General features: G+C 68.9%; 17 protein-coding genes. 11 read left to right on the forward strand and 6 right to left on the reverse strand.

Features of this window, described 5'->3' with window-relative positions:
• Positions 1–42: 42 nt before the first annotated feature.
• Positions 43–282 carry an anti-sigma factor family protein gene (locus DB31_RS14795; protein ID WP_044187814.1) on the forward strand — a complete coding sequence of 80 codons (240 nt, stop codon included), beginning with the start codon at positions 43–45 and terminating at the stop codon, positions 280–282.
• Positions 279–1,340: a radical SAM protein gene (locus DB31_RS14800; RefSeq protein ID WP_044187817.1), complete on the forward strand. Its 1,062-nt coding sequence runs from the start codon at positions 279–281 to the stop codon at positions 1,338–1,340. The genes DB31_RS14795 and DB31_RS14800 overlap by 4 nt, the downstream gene beginning before the upstream one ends.
• Positions 1,341–2,379: 1,039 nt before the next feature.
• Here DB31_RS14800 and DB31_RS14810 read toward each other — a convergent pair.
• Positions 2,380–2,877: a styrene oxide isomerase gene (locus tag DB31_RS14810; RefSeq protein ID WP_240486700.1), complete on the reverse strand. Its 498-nt coding sequence runs from the start codon at positions 2,875–2,877 to the stop codon at positions 2,380–2,382.
• 111 nt (positions 2,878–2,988) lie between these two features.
• Here DB31_RS14810 and DB31_RS14815 point away from each other — a divergent pair, with 111 nt between their 5' ends.
• Complete coding sequence (locus DB31_RS14815; RefSeq protein WP_044187823.1) at positions 2,989–3,600, forward strand: VTT domain-containing protein; 612 nt, start codon at positions 2,989–2,991, stop codon at positions 3,598–3,600.
• A gap of 65 nt (positions 3,601–3,665) precedes the next feature.
• Positions 3,666–5,807, forward strand: a complete 2,142-nt coding sequence (locus DB31_RS14820; RefSeq protein ID WP_044187826.1) for a hypothetical protein — start codon at positions 3,666–3,668, stop codon at positions 5,805–5,807.
• A 15-nt stretch (positions 5,808–5,822) separates the two neighbouring features.
• Here the strand turns inward: DB31_RS14820 and DB31_RS14825 are convergent, their stop codons facing one another.
• Together DB31_RS14825 and DB31_RS14830 are read right to left on the reverse strand one after the other, a co-directional pair.
• The gene (locus DB31_RS14825) at positions 5,823–6,719 is read right to left on the reverse strand and encodes an NAD-dependent epimerase/dehydratase family protein (protein ID WP_044187828.1); all 897 of its coding nucleotides are present in this window, start codon (positions 6,717–6,719) and stop codon (positions 5,823–5,825) included.
• Positions 6,720–6,752: 33 nt separating this feature from the next.
• Positions 6,753–9,899: an ABC transporter substrate-binding protein gene (locus DB31_RS14830; protein ID WP_044187830.1), complete on the reverse strand. Its 3,147-nt coding sequence runs from the start codon at positions 9,897–9,899 to the stop codon at positions 6,753–6,755.
• 121 nt (positions 9,900–10,020) lie between these two features.
• Between DB31_RS14830 and DB31_RS48795 the strand changes: the two genes are divergently transcribed.
• Complete coding sequence (locus DB31_RS48795; RefSeq protein ID WP_044188157.1) at positions 10,021–10,992, forward strand: hypothetical protein; 972 nt, start codon at positions 10,021–10,023, stop codon at positions 10,990–10,992.
• A gap of 8 nt (positions 10,993–11,000) precedes the next feature.
• On the opposite strand, the gene DB31_RS14840 is transcribed toward DB31_RS48795, so the two are convergent.
• Entirely contained in the window at positions 11,001–12,026 is a 1,026-nt protein-coding gene (locus tag DB31_RS14840) for an arginine N-succinyltransferase (protein WP_044187833.1), read from the reverse strand.
• Between the two features lie 326 nt (positions 12,027–12,352).
• Between DB31_RS14840 and DB31_RS14845 the strand changes: the two genes are divergently transcribed.
• Positions 12,353–13,324: a polysaccharide lyase family 20 protein gene (locus DB31_RS14845; protein ID WP_052419971.1), complete on the forward strand. Its 972-nt coding sequence runs from the start codon at positions 12,353–12,355 to the stop codon at positions 13,322–13,324.
• A 61-nt stretch (positions 13,325–13,385) separates the two neighbouring features.
• Positions 13,386–14,900: a pyridoxal-dependent decarboxylase gene (locus DB31_RS14850; RefSeq protein WP_044187837.1), complete on the forward strand. Its 1,515-nt coding sequence runs from the start codon at positions 13,386–13,388 to the stop codon at positions 14,898–14,900.
• Positions 14,901–14,981: 81 nt separating this feature from the next.
• Here the strand turns inward: DB31_RS14850 and DB31_RS14855 are convergent, their stop codons facing one another.
• A complete protein-coding gene (locus DB31_RS14855; protein WP_044187839.1) occupies positions 14,982–15,377 on the reverse strand; it encodes a hypothetical protein in 396 nt (131 codons plus the stop codon).
• Between the two features lie 148 nt (positions 15,378–15,525).
• Between DB31_RS14855 and DB31_RS14860 the strand changes: the two genes are divergently transcribed.
• The 4 genes from DB31_RS14860 (at position 15,526) to DB31_RS14875 (ending at position 18,224) form a co-directional block, all read left to right on the forward strand.
• Entirely contained in the window at positions 15,526–16,857 is a 1,332-nt protein-coding gene (locus tag DB31_RS14860) for a TIGR04013 family B12-binding domain/radical SAM domain-containing protein (protein WP_240486702.1), read from the forward strand.
• A 16-nt stretch (positions 16,858–16,873) separates the two neighbouring features.
• Complete coding sequence (locus DB31_RS14865) at positions 16,874–17,224, forward strand: hypothetical protein (RefSeq protein WP_044187842.1); 351 nt, start codon at positions 16,874–16,876, stop codon at positions 17,222–17,224.
• 87 nt (positions 17,225–17,311) lie between these two features.
• On the forward strand, positions 17,312–17,545 hold the full coding sequence (locus DB31_RS14870) for a hypothetical protein (RefSeq protein WP_044187845.1): 234 nt from the start codon (positions 17,312–17,314) through the stop codon (positions 17,543–17,545).
• A 157-nt stretch (positions 17,546–17,702) separates the two neighbouring features.
• Positions 17,703–18,224: a DUF2378 family protein gene (locus DB31_RS14875; RefSeq protein WP_044187847.1), complete on the forward strand. Its 522-nt coding sequence runs from the start codon at positions 17,703–17,705 to the stop codon at positions 18,222–18,224.
• 30 nt (positions 18,225–18,254) lie between these two features.
• Here the strand turns inward: DB31_RS14875 and aceA are convergent, their stop codons facing one another.
• Positions 18,255–19,544 carry an isocitrate lyase gene (aceA, locus tag DB31_RS14880; RefSeq protein WP_044187849.1) on the reverse strand — a complete coding sequence of 430 codons (1,290 nt, stop codon included), beginning with the start codon at positions 19,542–19,544 and terminating at the stop codon, positions 18,255–18,257.
• Positions 19,545–19,562 lie beyond the last annotated feature (18 nt).

A 19,562-nucleotide genomic window follows, 5' to 3' on the forward strand; every position in this document is an offset into this window, starting at 1 on the left:
GAAAGAGGACGTGGTTCGCGGAAGGCTGCGGTCGAGGTTCGGATGTATACCTGTAAAGACTCCATCAACCTTCTGTTGGACTTCCTCGACGGCGAGCTGACGCCCGAGGACACGCAGCACCTGCGAGAGCACCTGCAAGGGTGTTCCCCTTGCGTGGACTTCCTGCGCACGTACCGGGCTACGCCGGGGCTGTGCAAGAAGGCGCTGGCGCAGAAGATGCCGCAGGAGATGTCCACGAAGCTGACCGAGTTCCTTCGGTCGAAGATCAAGTCCGCGTCGTGAACCTCAAGCAACTGTCGCTCCCAGAGCTGGAGCAGGCTCTGGCGCCGCTGGCGCCCACCCCCACGGCGGTCCGCAAGGTGTTTGCCGCGGTGTTCGCGCACGGGGCCACCACGGTGGAGGACGTGTGCCGGGCGCCACAGGTGCCCAAGCGCGTGGCCGAGCACCTTCGAGCGCACGCGGAGCTGCCGCGCTTGGAGGTGGTGGAGCGGCGCAAGGCGGAGGACGGCTTCGTGAAGTACCTCTTCGCCTCGCCCCTGGGAGGGCGGGTGGAGGCGGTGCGCATCCCCATCTTCGACGAGAAGTACATCGTCTGCGTGTCGAGCCAGGTGGGCTGCGCGCTGGCGTGCGACTTCTGCATGACGGGGAAGCTGGGGTTCCAGCGCAACCTGAAGACCTGGGAGATTTTGGATCAGGTGCTGCAGGTGCGGGCGGAGGCAGACCGGCCGGTGCGCGGCGTGGTGTTCATGGGGATGGGCGAGCCGCTGCTGAACTACGCGGAGACGATTCGCGCGGCGCAGGTGCTGTCGAACCCGGCGGGCCTGGCGATCTCGGGCACGGCGATCACCTTCTCCACGGCGGGGATGGTGCCGCAGATCCGGCGGTATACGAAGGAGGGGCACCCGTACCGGCTGACGTTCTCGGTGACGAGCGCGATTCCGGAGAAGCGGCTCAAGGTGCTGCCCATCGAGAAGGCGCACCCGCTGCCGGAGCTGGTGGATGCCATTCGCGAGTACACGCAGGTGCGGCGCGAGCGCGCGATGATCGCGTACGTGGCCATCTCCGGGTTCAACCTGGGGCTGGAGGACGCACTGGCGCTGAAGGACGCGTTCGAGGGGATCCCCATCAAGGTGGATCTGATCGACGTGACGGATCCGACGGGGAAGTACCAACCGCCCACGGCGGAGGAGCTAAAGGCGTTCCGGGATCACCTGCAGGTGCTGAAGTCTCCCATCGCCCGGCGGTACTCGGGAGGGAAGGACATCGGCGCGGCGTGCGGGACGCTGGAGGCCAGCCAGTACGGTGGCACGCTGCTGACGCCCCGGGTGACGGGCGCGTAGCAGGCGCTCGTTGCATCTTCAGGGGACGTAGGAAATGGTCCGTGGTGACCATGATTTCTCGTTTCGAGCGCATCCTCGTTTTGGGAGGCTTGAGCTTGGTGGGGTGTGCTCACGCACCAGCTCGACAGTTCGCCGCTCTGGGAAATGGAAGTCCACCGCTGGCACAGTCCAAGACGCTCCGCGCTTCTCATGCGGGGGTTCAGGCCGGAGATGACGATCAGCCCTCTTGGACGTCGACGCCGTTGCCTCCTCCTCGGTCCAAAGAGGAAGAACCCAGTTTTTGTCGGCTGAATCCCGGTGGCTGTCCGCCTCTTCCGTCAGCCGAAGAGCCAGACCCTGGCGAGCTTGAAGGCCAGGCTCACGACCCGTGGAAGTCGTTCGCATGCATTCAAGCATGTGAGGCAGGTGCCGCAGCCATGGAGCGCTTCTGTCAGGCGCTTCCAGATAGGACCAAGCGGCAGAAAGAGATCAGAGCTGCGTGCTGGGGAGTGAGCAGAGGCAGCAAGGCCGCGTGCGTCGTGTTCTGCCGGGCCTACTTCGGCCCTCCGAGGACCCCTTGAGGTGAAGGCTCATGATGAATGACGACTGGCGCCCGAAGTTGACCCAAGTGGAAGACCCCATCGCCGACGATTACTGGGAGTACGTCACTCCGCAGGGCCAGCGCCATACGGCGAGATTGACGGTGGGGCGGCCTGTCCAACACCCGCCCGCGAGAGCTTGGTATTGCCCTCTCTGGATTGAGGGACACACGCCGGGCATCGATGCGGTGTTTGGGCAGGGGCCCGTGGATGCGTTGATGAACGCGATGGGCGTGGTCCGGGCGTTCTTCGACCAGAACTCTCAGATTGTGCCAGGGGGCAAGCCTAGAGGGGCCACTCGGAAGAGGGGCTCCACGGTCAAGCGGCCACAGCACCGAGCGGCCAAGAGAAAATCCAAAGCCACCTAGCGTCTCCAAGGGTGGAGTGGCCCTCGACCGGCAGCCTGCGCATACGCCTGGGCCAGGAGGGCTGCGCTGGGAGAAGTCTCGCGAACTGAAGGCTCAGGTGGCGCGGCGGAAGCCGTACACCCACGCGCCCGCGGCCGCGAGTGCCGGCAGCACCACGGTGGCGGTGAGCGTCAGGAAGATGGCGTCATTGGCCGGCTGGCCGATGAGGTCCACGCCCGACACGCGCAGCCACGCCTTCACGCCCGTCACCGCCCAGTTGGAGAAGTTGGCGACGATGACGAGCCAAGCCAGGCGCTGCTGGCCCACGGGACCGTAGCGCAGCATGGGCAGCGTCCACGCCACGCCGAGCAGGAAGAAAGTCCCCATCAGCGCGTTCAAGTGGGCGGCCAGCGCCATGTGTGGATCCGCAGGCAGCTTGCCCGTCATGGCCGAGGAGACATAGCCACCGGTGAGCAGTCCGAGCAGCATCAGCCAGGCGGCGGCGTGCGCCATCAAGCGTGCGGCGGGCAGGGGCGCGGAGGTGGCAGTGGGCGCCGGAGTGAGGGAAGCTTCACCGCTCGAGGGTGGGGCGAGGTGGGGGGCAGGGGGCATGGTAGGTGTCCGCCATCTTACGGCGACACCGGGATGGATGACGAACCGGGTTGCCGGGGCTGGCTGCCCGGCCCACCTCGGAACGGTGCTTATAAGGAGGTGGGTGCGCAGATGGTGGAGTCCATTGATCACTTCATCATGGCGCTGGGCATGGCGGGGCTGCTCGTGCTCGGGCTGGCGGCGATGCTGGAGTACATCGTTCCGCCCTTCCCGGGGGACACCATCACCCTTCTGGGCGGGGTGTACGCGGTGCGCGGCGACCACCCGTGGCCGCTCGTCTTCCTCATCATCACCGCGGGCAGCGTGGCGGGTGCGGCCATCAACTATTGGTTCGGCACCTGGCTGGCGCGCCGCTTCGAGGCGAACCCCCACAAGAGCTTCTTCGGCCTCACCCACGCCCGGCTGGAGGAAGTCCAAGCCCGGATGCGCCAGAGGGGGCCGTGGCTGCTGCTGGTCAACCGTTTCCTGCCGGGCATCCGGGGCGTCATCTTCATCGCGGCGGGGGCCGCGCGCATTCCCCGCCGCAACGCGCTGCTGCTCGGGGCGATGTCCGCCATGGCGCACAACGGGCTGGTGTTGACCATTGGCCGGGCGGTGGGCGGCAACCTCGAGCGGCTGGAGTCCCTGGTGGCGAAGTACCAGATGGCCGTGGTGATTCTGGTGCTCATTGGCGTGATCGCGGTGCTGGTTCGCGCCTTGGCGCGGCGCACGCCGGCCACCTGAGAGCAGTGAGCACTGGGGCCGGCTTCCTCTTCAGGCGCTGCCTCGAAGCTGGTTAAGTCCGGCCCATGCTCCGCACTCGGCCCTGGCTCTTGTTCCTCGTGGCGCTCGTGATCGCGGGCGCCTGCCGGTGTGACGAGCCAGGCGTGGGCGGCGCGCGCGGGGACTTCCGGCCGAGAGAGACCGAGGTGGTCTTTGGCCGCGTGTTGGAGGGCGAGCAGGCCCGCCGCACAGTGACGCTGCTGGGCACGGGGCGCGCGGGCATCACGGTGGCGGCGACGACGGACAGTCCCTTCTCGGTGACGGAAGGCTCGGTGTTCGTCCCGGGCGGAGGGACGGCGACGGTGGAGGTGGTGTTCACCGCGGGCAGCGAGCCGGTGGAGGGGACGCTGGTGCTCACCGCGGGAAGCCGCACGGAGAACGTGGTGCTTCGAGGCGAGGGAGTGCGGCCGCTGGCGTGCATTCCCACGGTGCAGTGCCACGAGTCCCATTTCGAGCTGGAGCCGGGCGTGTGTGTGGACACCCCCGCGCCGGATGGGACGGCCTGCATTCCCTCCAGCCGGTGCGAGGAGAAGGGCCGCTGCCAGGCGGGCACCTGCGTGGGCTCTCCGCGCCTGTGTGACGATGATGACCCGTGCACGGTGGATGCGTGCTCGCCCACGGACGGCTGTGTGACGGCGGATGTCGTGTGTCCTCAGCCCGCGAACCCGTGCAAGGTGGGTGTGTGCCGGAGGACGAGTGGCTGCGGCGAGGAGAACGCCGCGGACTTCTCCTTCTGTGGCAGCGTGGACTGCCGGACGGCAAACCTGTGCCTCGCTGGGACGTGCCGCGCCCTGCCCACGCCCGAGGGCACCATGTGCTCACCCGCGACTCCGTGCCAGGGAGAGGGCAAGTGCACCTCGGGGGAGTGCGTGCGGCCGGATGCGGGAGAGCTTCGCCCGGCGTTCTCGCAGCGGCTCGGCGGGGTGCCCGTAGCGGAGCCTGGGGGCCCGGTGCTGCTCGTCCACGAGGGAGGGCTCTACACCTCCGTGTGTGACGAGGACGCGGGCTGCCGGCTCGTGGCCTTCACGGAGAACGGGCTGGTGCGCTTCCAGGCGCCCTACTCGGATGGAGGGCCGCGCACGCTGCTGACCGTGTCCGACGGCGGCGTGTTGGTGCGCGATCCCGAGGCCCTCGAGAGCTATGCGCTGACGAGTCCGGGCGAGCAGCTGTGGCAGACCTCGCTGTCGGGGGGCGTTCCTTCCCACTGGGGCGTGGAGCCGACGACGGGTGTGGGAAGGGTGGCGCTCACGGCGGACGGGGAGGTGGTGGCGCTCGTGTCGTGGCGGGCCGCGGGCGATGGCGGGGTGGAGCGGGATGGAGGCGTGGATGCTGGCCCCGCCGAGCCGTTCGCGACGCTCATGGTGCTGGGCAAGGACGGAGGCCTTCGCCGGGCTGGGCCGGTGGACGGATTCACCGGCGCGGGCGCACGCGTGGCGATCGACGAGCAGGGCACCGTTCTATTGAGTGCGGAGGGAACGGGGAGCGTGTCACGCGTGGATCCGGAGCCGGAGGACGCGGGCACGGGCTTCATCACCACGCCGGTGGTGGGCGCGCAGGACGACGGGGGAACGTCGCTGGCGGTGGCGGGTGGGCGCCTCTTCACAGGGGCACGGCACTTCTTCAACCGGGAGGACGCGGGCGTGGCATGGGTGGACTGGGATGGGGGCACGGAGCCGCTCACACCCTTGGACGAGCCGGCGCTGCTGCTGGATGGCGTGGGCTATGCCTTCGCGCGGTCCTGCCCGGACGCAGGCAGCGCTCCCTGCCCGCGCGAGCTCGAGAGGCTGGTGCTGCGCGCCATGAATGCGCAGACGGGACAGACCGCCTGGCAGGTGCCGGTGCTCCCGCTGGACGCTCCGGGCACGCTCTACGAGGCCTCGCTGGTGCGCGGTGGCGCGGTGGGCACGCTCACGGACGTGGAGCTCGATGGCGGCCCGCTGGCCCATGTGCAGCTCTTCGCCGCGGGGGAGCGGGTGGCCATCTGCCCGCTCAGGGACAGGCCCCACATCGCCGGAGCGGCGCACGTGGGACGCTTCCTCTATGTCGTGTTGGAGCGGGAAGGCACGTGGCGGCTGGAGGCATTCGACTTGGGCCCGTTCAACACCGCCGAGACACGGGGCTGGCCCGAGCGCCATGGCGTCTCGGGGACCCGCCGCGCCGTGCCCTGAGCCCGCGAGCGCCGCCTACTTCTTCGGCTGGGCGCGGACGATCTCCTCGATGCTTGACTCGAAGACGTTCCGAGGCACGAAGCCCAGCACGCGCTGTGCCTTCTCGTTCGAGAAGCGTCCCCGGAACGATAGGAACTCGGGCACCTGGTCCGCGTCATGCGAGGGGAGGGTGCCCCGGGCGAAGGGCCGGGTGTACCGGTACCAGGGCACATGGCCGTCGATGATGTTGAAGGTCTGCCCACTCGCCTGATCGGCGCGGAGAGCGAGGACGACCGCCTCCGTGAGGCTGCTGATGTGGAGGTAGCCCATCGTCGTGTTGCCGTCATCCACATGGGGGAACTTGCCCTCCGCGATGAACGGCGGGAACACCGCGCCCCAGGTGGAGGTGGGGTGCACACCGAGGATGGCGCCAGGGCGCAGGATGACGGTGGAGAGCCCCTTGGCCGCCACGGCGTTCAAGGCCTGCTCCGCCTCGGCCTTGCTCAAGCCGTAGGCGTCTCCCGAGGTGAGCAGCGGAACGGCTTCCTCCACCACGCCGCTCCGATTTCGCAGGGGATAGACGGCCACGGTGGAGATGTGCACGAAGCGCTGGCAGCCTGCGGCGAGCGCGGCCTCGGCCAGGGAGGCGGTGGCCTGGGTGTTCACGCGGCGGGCCTCGGGCAGCTCGGGCGCGGCGCTGGCGGCGGTGTGCACCACGCAGGAGACTCCGCGCACGGCGGCCTCCTGGACGCGCGCATCCGTGATGTCTCCCAGGAGGACCTCGACTCCGGCCCGCTCCAGCTCCGCCTGGGCTTCGGGTTTCCGGACCACCGCCCGGACGCGCATGCCCTCGGTGAGCAGGCGCTGGACCACGTACGACCCCACGAACCCATTGGCCCCCGTGACGAGGACCCCTTTGTCTCGCAGCTCCATGTCCACTCTTCCTTCGTAGGCACTTCGGGGAAGTCAGGGCGTGCCGTCGGTGTCCACCCAGAGGTCCTCGAAGCGGACCTGGGGAGGCGTCATGTGCAGCCGCAGGGCCTGCACGAAGGGGCTCGCCATGGCGTAGATGCGGTCGTGGTACAGGGGAATGAGCGGGCAGTCCTGCACGAAGAGGTGCTCCGCGCGGCGGTAGAGCTGGTAGCGCAGGTCCGGATCGATGGACACCCGCGCCTCGGCGGTCAGCCTGTCCAGCTCCGGGTTCTTGTAGCCCAGCGGATAGATGGTCTGCGCGCTCGAGTTGAGCAGGAAGTAGAGGAAGTTGTCCGGGTCCGGGTAGTCCGCGATCCACAGCGTGCGGAAGGCGGGGATGCGGCCGGAGCGCAGCCGCGAGGTGTAGTCCTGCGGCGGCAGCTCCACGTGGTGCAGCTCCAGCAGGCCCGCCTCGATGAGCGGCCGGAACAGCACCTTGTCCTCGGCGGAGGTATCCCGCCCGGTGGGGAAGTAGATGGTGAGAGGAATCTTGCGCACGCCCGCGTCGCGCAGCAGCAGCTCGGCCTTGGTCACATCCGGGCGCGGCATGACGGGGGAGTTGGTGTCCTGCAGCAGCTCGGGCGGGGTGAGGGTGCTCGCCATGCGCGCCCCCGGGTGGAAGTGCTCCACCAGGGTGGGGATGTCCAGGCCCGCGCGGATGGCCTGGCGCACCCGGACGTCGTCATAGAGGGGCTCTCGCAGGTTCAAGCCCACGAAGGCGGTGGAGGGCGTGGTGCTGGCGGTGACCTGGAACAGCTCCATGCCGGACGCTTGGGTCTGCTCGGCATGCAAGTACGAGACGAAGTCCAGCTCTCCTGCCCGGAGCTGGTCCAGCGCCTCCTGCCGGGAGTCCGTCAGCCGGAACTCGAGCCGGTCCAGCAGGGGATGGCCCTCGCGGAAGTAGGTGGTGTTGCGCTCGAGGACGATGCGCTCGGCCTCGAAGCGCTCCAGGCGGTAGGGGCCGGTGCCCTGCAGGTTGCCCATCGCGTCCACGCGGGCGATGGCCGTGGGGGTGAGCGCGAGCAGGTGGAGGAAGAAGGCCTTGGGCTCCTTGAGGCGGATCTCCAGCGTCGCGTCGTCGATGATCTGGATGCCGTGCACCTCGCGCGTGGTGCCGGCGATGTAGTCCGTCGCGCCCGCGATGTCCTCCAGCAGGGTGCGGTCCGGCGAGCGGACCTCCGGGTTCAGCAGGCGCTCGAAGTGGCGCTTCACGTCGTAGGCCGACAGCTTCACCCCGTCATGGAAGGTGACACCGCGGCGCAGGAAGAAGCGGAAGATGCGCGCGGAGGGGTCCGCCTCCCACCGCTCGGCGAGGTCCGGGGCCAGCACGCCATCCTCCAGGCGCAGCAGGCCGATGAAGACGCAGGCGCAGAGCTCCGAGAGCTGGTTCTCCACGCAGAAGAGGGGATCCAGCGTCTGCCGCGAGCGCAGCCCCGCGGACTGGTGGATGCCCACGCGCAGCAGGCCTCCCGCGCGGGGCTGGGGCAGGCGGAAGCGGAACACCTCCGCCTCCAGGTTCGACGTCTCGTGGCTGAGCTGATCCACGGTGCGGCTGAGCTCGTCGCCGATGCGGATGACGCGGCGGGCGTCCTCTCGCACGCGGGTGACTTCCTCGCGGATGGATTTCTCTCCGCCGGTGAGGACGCCGTGAGCCTTGCGGATGTCGTCGATGGCCGCCGTCAGGCGGACCACGGACTCGGAGAGCTGGTGGTTGGTGCGGGACTGGCCCTCCACCTTGTCCGTGGCATCGCGCGCCAGCCGTGCCATCTCTCCGGTCTGCCGGACGAGCTCGCGTGCATGGCCCACCTGCTCGATGGCGGCGCGGGTGACGTCGTCCACCTGCAGGGCCACCCGGCGGCTGGCTTCCACGACGGTGGTGCCCTGCTGCTCCAGGCGCTTGGTCTCCTCGACCGTGGACTCCACGGCGGTGAAGGTGCGCTGGGTGATGTTGCGGATCTCCGCCAGCGCGGCCGCGGCCCGGTCTCCCAGCTGCACGCCCACGGTGGTCTGCTGGCGGCCCTCGCGCACCAGGACCACGGCGGTGCCCACCGCCTCGCGCACGCCGGTGACCATGGTGGCGATCTCACGGGTGGAGCGAGCGGTGCGCTCGGCCAGCCCGCGAATCTCATTGGCCACCACGCCGAAGGGGCGCCCGTGCTCACCGGCCTGCGCGGCGATGATGGAGGCGTTGAGCGCCAGCAGGTTCGTCTGGTCGGCGATGTCCTGGATGACGTCGACGATGCGGCCGATCTCCGAGGAGCGCACCCCGAGCGAGTCAACGAGCGCGGCGGTTTTGCGCACCGTCTCCTCGACTTGGTACATGCCCTTGACGCTGTCGTTGACGAGCTCCTCGCCGCGCTTGGCGGTGTCCGTCACGGCGACGGCGAGCTGGTTCGTCTCACTGGCGCGGCGGCGCACGGCGTCGATGCCGCTGCCCACCAGGGAGACGAAGCTCTCGGCCTCGTTGGCGAAGCGGGCCAGCTCGTCGCCCGCCATGGCGATGTGGGCCAGGCGCTCGCTCATGGCCTGCACCAGCTCGCTGGTGTTGTGGGAGAACTCGTCGAGGATGGACAGGGCGCGGCCCACCTGCTGCAGTCGCTCGGTCATCTCCGCCAGCGCGCTCGTCGTCTCGTTGGCGAAGCTGTCCATCTGCTCCACGCGCTGGCCGGTGGCACCGAGGCTGTCGCCCATGCTGGACACGGCGTTCAGCGAGCGCTCCACCGCCGCGCCCTGGCGCCGGGCGGCCTCCAGGAGGATGCGCGCCTCGTCGGCGACGCTGGTGCTGGTGCGGTGCAGGTTCACGGTCACCCGCTGCACCTGGGAGATGGCGCGGCGCAGGGAGACGAGGAGGCGGTGCAGGTCATCGCGCCCCTCGAACTCGGCGCGGGTGGAGATGGCGAGGTCACCCTCGGCGAGGCGGGTGATGATGCGGCGGCGGGTCTGCCCGCGGCGCCCGGCCCAGGAGAACCAGGTGAGCCACCCACCCAGCAGGTAGAGGCCTGGCGTCACCACGAGGATGAGCAGCCACGAGCTCCAACCGCGTGGCTCTCCCGTGAAGACGCGCATCATCCCGCCGAGGACGATGGCGCTGATGAGTCCTCCGACGAGACCGAAGCCGAAGAGGTACCGTTTGGCTCCCATGAGCAGCCGCGAAGCTACTCCGCCTTTCCGCGCCGCACCTCAAAACCTTGCACTCCCTGGCGGGTGGAGGGCCTTGCTGGCGGTCCTGGCCTGGGTCCTACCTGCCACGTCCATTGGGCTGATGGGGGGAGGGTCCCCAGCACCCCAGGCTGAAGAGGACTCAGCACGTTACCTGTTTGCGTGGCGGGGAGTGCCGGTGGGGCGGGTGACGCTGACGCGGGCGCCGGGGCGCTTCACGTATGCATCGTTGCACCTGCATACGCGGGAGGGGCAGGTGGGAGCCCTCACGCGGGAGGTGAAGCTGGCGGTGGATGGGCGGGGGAGGGTGGAGGGCTCGGCGGTGGTACCCCAGGCGCTCTGGCTGTGGAGAGGGCCGCCGGGGGTGGGGTGTGTGACGGCGCGGGAGGAGCTGACGGGGCGGGAGGGCCCGCACTGTGTCACGGCGGTGAGGGGGCGGGAGGTGGAGGGGACGATGCTGGGGACGGCCTTCCGGGCGAGGTACGGCGCGGCGGGGCAGCTCGAGGGGTTGGAGGTGGGGGACTCGCGCTTCACGGTGATGGCGCCCGGGGAGAAGCTCAGGCCTCCGCCGGAGCTCTTCTCCGAGGGGATTCCCGTGGAGGGGGCGCAGGGAGCGCTGGCCTTCACGCCGCCGTGGCCGGTGCCCGGGAAGCTGCCGGGGATGACGGCGTGGGAGGTGGGAGCGGCGCGGGCGCTGGCGAAGCGGGTGCATGCGGCCTTCCCGGAGAAGCGGCCGGGGGTGGCGGACTGGCGCGAGGGCGGCGAGGGCGAGGCGGGAGGGTGCCTGGCGCATGCGCTGCGCTTCGCGAAGGAGGCGGCGGCGCTGGGGCAGCAGGTGGGGATGGTGCACGGGCTGCTGGTGGTGGACGGAGGGCCGGCGCGTCCGCACGCGTGGGTTCGGGTGGCATTGGCGGACGGGAGCGTGCTGGAACTGGATCCCACCTCCTTGGATCCGGTGTTGCCGGAGACGCACCTGCCGTTGGCGCTGGTGGATCCCCAGGGCTCCTCGCGTGAAGCGGGGGAGCGCTGGCTGGAGCTGCTGCGAGGAACCCGCCGCATCGTGCGGCGGCCCTGAGCCTCACCTCACTCGAAGGGAATGAGGGACAGCTTCGCTCCCGAGGAGGCGCCGAGTGCCTCTTTGGCCGCCCTCGGCAGGTAGAGGATCTGATCCTCCACGCGGGCCTGGGTGCGCACGGAGCGGAAGCGGTTGCGGCCGGACTCGCGCTCGAGGCCCACGAGCACGTCATCGCCCTCCCGATCGAAGTCCTGGTCCGCCAGCTTGACCGTCCGGTAGCGCCGCACCAGTGAGAGGTCCGCCACCTCGGCCTCGAAGTGCGGCCCGCCGTCGAACGGATCGATGCGCTCCACATACTTGAAGCCGATGCGCTCCAGCATGCGCTGCACGCCGCGCGTCTGAGGCCCCACCTCGCCCAGCACTTTCTGCACCCGCGTGGGGAACAGCGACGCGTAGATGTCCGAGGAGGGGAACAGCTCCTTGATGAACTCCTTGTTCTGCCGGCTGAGCCGATCCGCTTCCTGGTAGTTCAGGCCCGTGAACTTCCGGCCGCACGCCTCCCACAGCAGGCTGCGTCCATCGGGCAGCAGGGGTGGGAGCAGCTCCGCCAGCACCCGAGGCCGGAACAGGCGCCGGTGCATGGCGATGAAGAGGAAGCGCACGTACGACAGCTGCTTGCCCGGCTTGTCCGCCGTGGCGCGGTAGGGTGGATCCACCACCAGCCCGCCCACCTCCGTGGGGCCCGCGTAGTTGTACGCGATGGACAACACCTTGTGCCGCAGGTGCCGCTCCAGCGAGGCCGAGTAGTGCTCGCGCTCGCTCACCTCGTAATAGATGTGCGGGGCCTCGTACGTGCCGTGCTGGGCGATGATCATCGACGTGCCGATGATCGTCTCGTTCCGCAGGTCCTCGAGCACGAAGAGGTACTCGCGCTCCAGCGGGTCCTTCACCTTGCCGGCGAAGCTCTTCACGGACTTGTCGATGATGGCGGCCAGCGTCTCTTCGTTGTTGGGAAGATTGACGGTGTTCAGCACCGCCGCGAGCCTTTTGAGGCCCGCCAGATCGCTCTTCTGGACGTCTCGCAGCACGAGCATGGAGGTACCCAGGACGCCCTGCGGAACGAGGACGCCGAGGAAGGGTGGGGACCATACACCACGCCTGCCCACAGTCAGCCTCTTGTCTGCACGCCTGAGCAGCCACTCGTCATGGCGCCCTGCGTCAAGGCGGGCCCTCGTCCCCTGGGCCGCCGGCCCTCGCAATCCCAGACACGAGCGAAACATGTCTCACACCCGCCGGGCCCCTGGCCGCTTGCACGCTCTGAGAGGGAGGGGCCGGGAACAATGGGGCATGGGAATGAAACATGTTTCTCCGCTAGGGTTCGCAATCGTTGGCTACCCAACCCCCGCGAGGGACCACCGAATTGCGACTCCTTCTTGTTTCGTTGGCGGTGTTGCTGGTGTCCGGCCCGGCCTCGGCGAGCGTCGTCTGGAGAGGAGACTTCGAGACGGGCGACCGCTCGCAGTACTCCACGTCCCAGATGGTGAGCGCGGATCGGCTGCAGGTGGTGACGTCTCCGGTGGCCGAGGGGCGCTATGCGCTCAAGGCCACCGTGAAGCAGGGCGACAACCCCATCAACGCCAGCGGCAACCGCAACGAGGTGGTGCACTGGGGCAACGAGACCGAGGGCACGGAGTATTACTACCGCTGGAAGGTGATGTTCCCCACGGACTACCCCAGTGTCCGCACGTGGCAGCTCTTCACTCAGTGGCACCACGATGGGTGCTGCGGCTCGCCGCCGGTGGAGTTCTACGTCTACGGTGACGAACTGCGGCTCCGGCTCACGAACGGCGCGGACGTGTGGACCGCGCCGCTGGTGCGAGGCGTGTGGAACGAGTTCGTCTTCCACGTGAAGTGGTCGTCGAACCCCGCGGTGGGCTTCATCGAGCTGTGGCACAACCGCGAGAAGGCCTTGGCCAAGCGCAGCCTCGCGACGATGTATGCGGGGACGCAGAACTATCTGAAGCTGGGGCTGTACCGGAACAACACCATCACCCAGACCGGCGTCGTCTACCACGATGGATTCATCCAGGCGACGCAGCTCGCGGACGTGCTCCCGCCGCCGGAGACTCCGGATGCAGGCACTCCTCCAGTGGATGCGGGCACGCCTGCTCCAGATTCCGGGGCGACGCCCTCCTCTCCCGCGCAGGAGCCCGGTTCGGGGAGTGGCCCGGCGCCTGAGAGCAACTCGGGCGATGCCTCGGGGGGGGTGGACCGGGGCTCACAGACGGACGCCATGAGCGCGGGCTTTGGCTGCTCCGTGGCGGGGAGTCCGCTGGCGGTCATCTCCCTGGTGTCGCTGATCGGGGGCTTGAGCCTCCGTCGCAGGCGCTGAGCCACCCAGGCCCCGAGGTGCTGGAGACTCCCGCGGGGCGCGGCTAGGTTCGCTGCCTGCCATGAGCCAGGAACGCAACGAGTCCGTGCCCCACATGAAGTCCGAGGAGTTCCGTCAGCTGGGCCACCAGATGGTGGACTGGATCGCGGACTACTGGGCCCGAATGGAGTCCTACCCGGTGCGCGCGAAGGTGGCGCCGGGAGAGGTGCTCTCGAAGCTGCCCCCGCATGCCCCCGAACAGGGGCTCGGCGGCGTGGAGGGCTGGGACGCCGTCTTCAAGGACCTGGAGTCCGTGGTGATGCCGGGCGTCACCCACTGGCAGTCGCCTTCGTTCTTCGCCTACTTCCCCGCGAACGCCTCGGGGCCCTCGGTGCTGGGAGAGCTGCTGTCGGCGGGGCTCGGGGTGCAGGGGATGCTCTGGTCCACGGGGCCGTCCTGCACCGAGCTGGAGACGCGCGTGCTGGATTGGCTGGCCGAGCTCATCGGGTTGCCGGAGTCCTTCCGCTCCATGTCTCCAGCGGGAGGCGGCGTCATCCAGGGCACCGCGAGCGAGGCCACGCTGGTGGCCATGGTGGCGGCCCGGTCTCGCGTGCGGCGCCAGCGTCCCGGGGATGCGCCGCTCGTGGCGTACTCCTCCACCCAGGCGCACTCGTCCGTGCTCAAGGCGGCCATGCTGTCAGGCGTGGCGCGGGGAGCGAGTGATACCGCGCACGTGCGCCTGCTGGAGACGGACGGCGGCTATGCGCTGCGCCCCGAGCTGCTGGAGCGCGCCATCACCGAGGACCTCGCCGCGGGCCGGCAGCCCTTCTTCGTCTGCGCCACGCTGGGGACCACCTCCTCGGGGGCGATGGATCCGCTCGGGCCGACCAGCGAGGTGATGAAGCGCACGGGCCTGACGGACATGGGGGGCTGGCTGCACGTGGACGCGGCGTGGGCGGGCTCGGCGCTCATCTGCCCGGAGAACCAGGGGCTGGCAGCAGGCATCGAAAACGTGGACTCGATCGCCTTTGATCCACACAAGTGGATGCTGACCAACTTTGACTGCGACGCCTTCTACACGCGGGACCGGGCCGCGCTGGTCGAGGCGCTCAGCGTGACGCCGGAGTACCTGCGCAACGCGGCCAGCGCCAGCGGCTCGGTCATCGACTACCGCGATTGGCAGGTGGAGCTGGGCCGCCGGTTCCGGGCGCTGAAGCTGTGGTTCGTCGTGCGCCACTACGGCGTCAACGGCCTGCGGGCCTATATCCGCGAGCACGTGCGGCTGGCCGCGCTGTTCGAGTCCTGGGTGCGCGAGGACACGCGCTTCGAGCTGGCCGTGCCGCGCTCGCTCAGCCTCGTGTGCTTCCGCCTCGCGCCGCGCCCGGGAGAGGCGCCCGAGGCCACGGATGCGCGCAACCGTGCGCTGCTCGACAAGCTCAACGCCACGGGGAGCGCGTTCCTCTCGCACACGGTGCTACCGGGAGTGGGAGGCAAGCCCGCGCGCTTCGTGCTGCGCATGGCCATCGGTGCTCCAAGCACGCAGGAGACGCACGTGCGTGCGTGCTGGGAGGCGCTCCAGAAGCTCACTGGGGAGTGACCGCCAAGGTCAGCGCACTCGCAGAGTCCCGCGAGGATGTGACCGTCCAAGAGGTGCCCCGTCCCTAGAGGGGCCTGCGGTCTACCAGTCGTCCGCCTTGGGACGGTTCTGGCCCATGGCGAAGGTGGTGTTGATGAAGGAGACCAGCGACATCTTCATGATCTCCTTCAGTTGCTCCTGCCCGGCGGCGGGGGCCGTCGTCTGGCCCTGGGTGGCGGTGGTGGCGGGAGTGCCCGCGCCCGGAACGCCGGACGACATGGCCTGCAGGTAGGGCGCGCCGAAGCCAGGGGCGCCGCCAGAGTTCGCCGAGATCGCCGAGGCCACGACGCTGGAGCCCGGCAGGCCCGCGCGGCCTGAGGTGGCCGTGCTCGCGCTTCCCTGCACGAGCGAGCCGAAGCGGGTGGCAGCGGTCTGGGTGGTGCGGTCCGTGCTGGTGGTGACGGGCATCCGCACGCCGCCCAGGGTGTTGATGTTCATGGCTCCTCCGGAGACGGAACCCGGCCTGAATCCCAGATCGGCTTCCCTCCTTATTATCGGTCAGGAAGGGCCCAGAGTTGCGATCCTCTTTTTCCTAGGCATTTCAGGGGTTTGGGAGGAAGAGAGGCACGGTATAGGCTCGCGTCCCATGGCAGCTCCCACCCCCGTGCCCCCCGTCATGACGAGCGGTTCGCAAGAAAAGGTCGCACTCGTCCTGAGCTACCAGTACCCGGGCAAGTACGCCTTCACGGTGCTGGCGGGAGCCATCGAGTCCGATCCGGGGCTCGCGGACGTGCCCATCCACTACCCCCGGGATCGCGAGACGCTGCTGGCCACGCTGCTTCAGTGCGCGGACGAGGGCTACACGGTGGTGGGGGCATGGTCGTTCTACTCGGCGAGCTTCGGCGCGGCGGTGGCGGAGCTGGCGTGGGTGCACGAGCGGCTCGAAGGGCGGGAGGTGCTCTGTATCGCGGGCGGGGTGCACGCCACGGCGGAGACGGAGCAGACGCTGCGGGCGGGCTTCGATCTGGTGGCGGTGGGCGAGGGCGAGCACCTGCTGCGCGAGCTGCTGCACCGGCTGAAGCGCGGCGAGGATCCAAAGGGAACGCGAGGCATGGCGCGGCTGGAGGGCGGCCGTGTGGTGCAGAACGGGCGCGGAGAGGGCGTGGTGGACCTGGACGCCTTCCCGCCGTTCGCGGCGAAGCATGAGAAGTACGGAGCGATCGAGATCACCCGGGGCTGTATCTACGCGTGCCGGTTCTGCCAGACGCCGTTCATGAGCAAGGCGCGCTTCCGGCACCGGAGCGTGCGCAACGTGGCCGAGTGGGCGCGGGTGCTGCGGCAATCGGGGCGGAGGGACATCCGCTTCATCACGCCTACGTCGTTGTCCTACGGTACGGCGGACGAGTCCGTGAACTTGGCGGCGGTGGAGGAGTTGCTGGCGGCGCTCCGGGAGTCGATGGGGCCGGACGGGCGGATCTTCTTCGGCACGTTCCCCTCGGAGGTGCGGCCGGAGCACGTGACGCCGGAGTCGCTGGCGCTGCTGAAGCGGTACGTGGACAACGACAACCTGATCATCGGTGGGCAGTCAGGCTCCAACCGGATCCTCCAGAGCAGCCACCGCGGGCATGACACGGAGGCGGTGGTACGGGCGGTGCGCATCGCGGTGGAGGAGGGCTTCCTGCCGAATGTGGACTTCATCCTGGGGATGCCGGGCGAGGAGCGGGAGGATGTGGACGCCACGCTCCAGCTGATGGAGCAGCTGTCGGAGCTGGGAGCGCGGGTCCACGGGCACACGTTCATGCCGCTGCCGGGGACTCCGTACCGGGATGCACCGGCAGGCCGGGTGGACGAAGAGACGCAGCGTCGGCTGGACCGGCTGGCCTCTCAGGGCCGGCTGTACGGGCACTGGAAGCAGCAGGCGACGCTGGCGGAGCAGATTGTCCAGCGAAGACAGCCACGCGCGCGCGGCCGCGCTTGATTAGGATGGGATGGCGATGGCGGACGAAGACCAGTCACCTCCTTATTGGACGCTCATCTCGGTCCTGTTCAGCACGCAGCCGCTGACTCCGGCGCTGGCGATGACGCTGCACCAGACGGCGTATGACCTGTACCAGCGAGGCGACTCGGTGGGACAGGTGGCGGGCGATCTCATCTCGGGCAAGGTGCGGAGCCTCGGCAAGGATGTGGCCCTGGGCGGCATCACGGGCCCGGCCTTCGAGGCGGAGATCGACACGGAGCGGGGCTCGGGAGTCGTCCGGTTCCTGCTGACGCGGCAGGGACTGGAGCTGATGCAGGCCCAGCCGCCGCCACCGAGAGTGAAGTCCAAGCCCCCATTTCTGAACTGAGCGAGCGGGCCTGCGAGCCCTCGCTGCTGGAGGCCGTTCCGGTCGCACCTTTGAGGCAGCGTCGAGCGAGACCTCGGAGGAGCGAGCATGGACCCGAAGGAATGGAAGAACCGCAGCATGGGCATCCCCCTGGATCCGGCGAAGCAAAAGGATCCGGAGGCGGAAGGGGACCGGGTGCCTGCGGAGGGGCGCAGCGAGGAGCTGAACGACGTGACCGGTCAGAACGGCGGCCAGCGCACGGAGGTGGGTGTGCCCTACGATGGCTCGGGAGACGTGCAGAGCGGCACGCGCGATGAGATTCAGAGCGACCGCAAGAAGTAGGGTGGACTGACGCGCCGCGCCTCTCATGACCCGGTACGTCCGAGGGCCGCTTCTCCCTCGGACAACGGGTATAGTTGGGTTGAAGGCTCACCCAGGGCGGATGATGGAACCACGGCCACCGCTGAATCAGCAGCCACCCGGCACTGAAACCCGGACCTTGAAGCACAGCGCCGTCGAGGGCCTGTTACGAGGCTTCGGCGTGCTGACCGGCTCCGCGGAGATGACCGAGGTGCTCGAGCTGCTGGGCGCCAAGGGAGGGCTCCCCTCCGAGATACCCGTGGACCGCTACATCTCCCTGATCGAGTGGTTGGCGCGCCGCCACTTCGGCACGCAACCTCTCAAGGAGGGCATCCGCAGCGTGGGGATGCGCATGCTCCACGGCTACCGGCAGACGCTGCTGGGGAACATCCAGCTCAAGGCGCTGAACCTGATGGGCCCGGAGCGGCTGATGCGCAAGATGGGAGATTTCATCGGGCGCAACAGCAACTTCGGCGAGCGCACCGCCCAGGAGGTGGCGCCTCGCCACTGGAAGCTGTTCTTCAACGGAGTGCCCATCGCGCCCGAGTTCTACCAAGGGCTCGCCGAGGCGGCCTTTGACGCGATGGGCATCCGGAAGGTGCGCATGACCTTCCAGCGCAAGAGCCCCGAGGACACGGAGTTTGATGTCCGCTGGGAATAGCTCGGGGCTCTGCCTGGGCGGCACCGGCTCTTAGAACTGGTGCTTCTCGGTGGAGTCGGTCAGCGCGAGGGTGCTGGAGCAGCCGCCGGAGATGACCTCGGCCACCTGGTCGAAGTAGCCGGTGCCCACCTCACGCTGGTGGCGCGTGGCGGTGTAGCCGTCCTTCTCCGCGGCGAACTCGCGCTGCTGCAGCGCCGAGTACGCGGCCATGCCCTGGTCCTTGTACGTCCGCGCCAGCTCGTACATGGCGAAGTTGAGCGCGTGGAAGCCGGCCAGCGTGACGAACTGGAACTTGTAGCCCATGGCACCCAGCTCGCGCTGGAACTTGGCGATCGTCGCGTCGTCCAGGTTCTTCTTCCAGTTGAACGACGGCGAGCAGTTGTACGCCAGCATCTTGCCCGGGAACTTCGCGTGGATGCCCTCGGCGAACTGCTTGGCCTGCTTCAGGTCCGGGGTGCTCGTCTCGCACCACACCAGATCCGCGTACGGCGCGTAGGCCAGGCCGCGGGCAATGGCGCACTCCAGGCCGCCCTTGAGCCGGAAGAAGCCCTCCGCCGAGCGCCCCGCCTTCTTGTCGATGAACGCGTGGTCGTACTCATCCGCGTCGCTCATCAGCAGCTTGGCGCTGTCCGCGTCCGTGCGCGCCACCAGCAGCGTGGGCACGCCCATCACGTCCGCCGCCAGACGGGCCGCCGTCAGCGTGCGGATGAACTGGTTGGTGGGCACCAGCACCTTGCCGCCCATGTGGCCGCACTTCTTCTCGCTGGCCAGCTGATCCTCGAAGTGCACGCCCGCGGCGCCCGCCTCGATCATCGACTTCATCAGCTCGAAGGCGTTGAGCGGCCCGCCAAAGCCTGCCTCGGCGTCGGCGATGATGGGCGCGAACCAGTAGCGGCTCTCCTTGCCCTCGGCGTGCTCGATCTGATCGGCGCGGCGCAGCGAGGCGTTGATGCGGCGCACCACCGTGGGGACGCTGTCCACCGGGTAGAGGCTCTGATCCGGGTACATCTGCCCGGCGCTGTTGGCGTCAGCCGCCACCTGCCAGCCGGACAGGTAGATGGCCTTGAGGCCCGCGCGCACCATCTGCACGGCCTGGTTGCCGGTGAGGGCGCCCAGCGCGTTGATGTAGTCCTCCGTGTTCAGCAGCTCCCACAGGCGCCGGGCGCCCATCTCCGCCAGCGTGTAGCTGATGCGGATGGAGCCCCGCAGCTTCTCCACGTCCTTCTCGGTGTAGCCGCGGACGATTCCTTCGAAGCGCCGGGCATGGAGCTTGGCGTGCGGGGAAGAGTCAGGGGTAGCAGCAGCGGTAGCGTCGTACATGGCTCAAGCTCCTCTCGG

Origin of the sequence: Hyalangium minutum (assembly GCF_000737315.1) — a bacterium.
In the GTDB taxonomy this organism is placed as follows: Bacteria; Myxococcota; Myxococcia; order Myxococcales; family Myxococcaceae; genus Hyalangium; species Hyalangium minutum.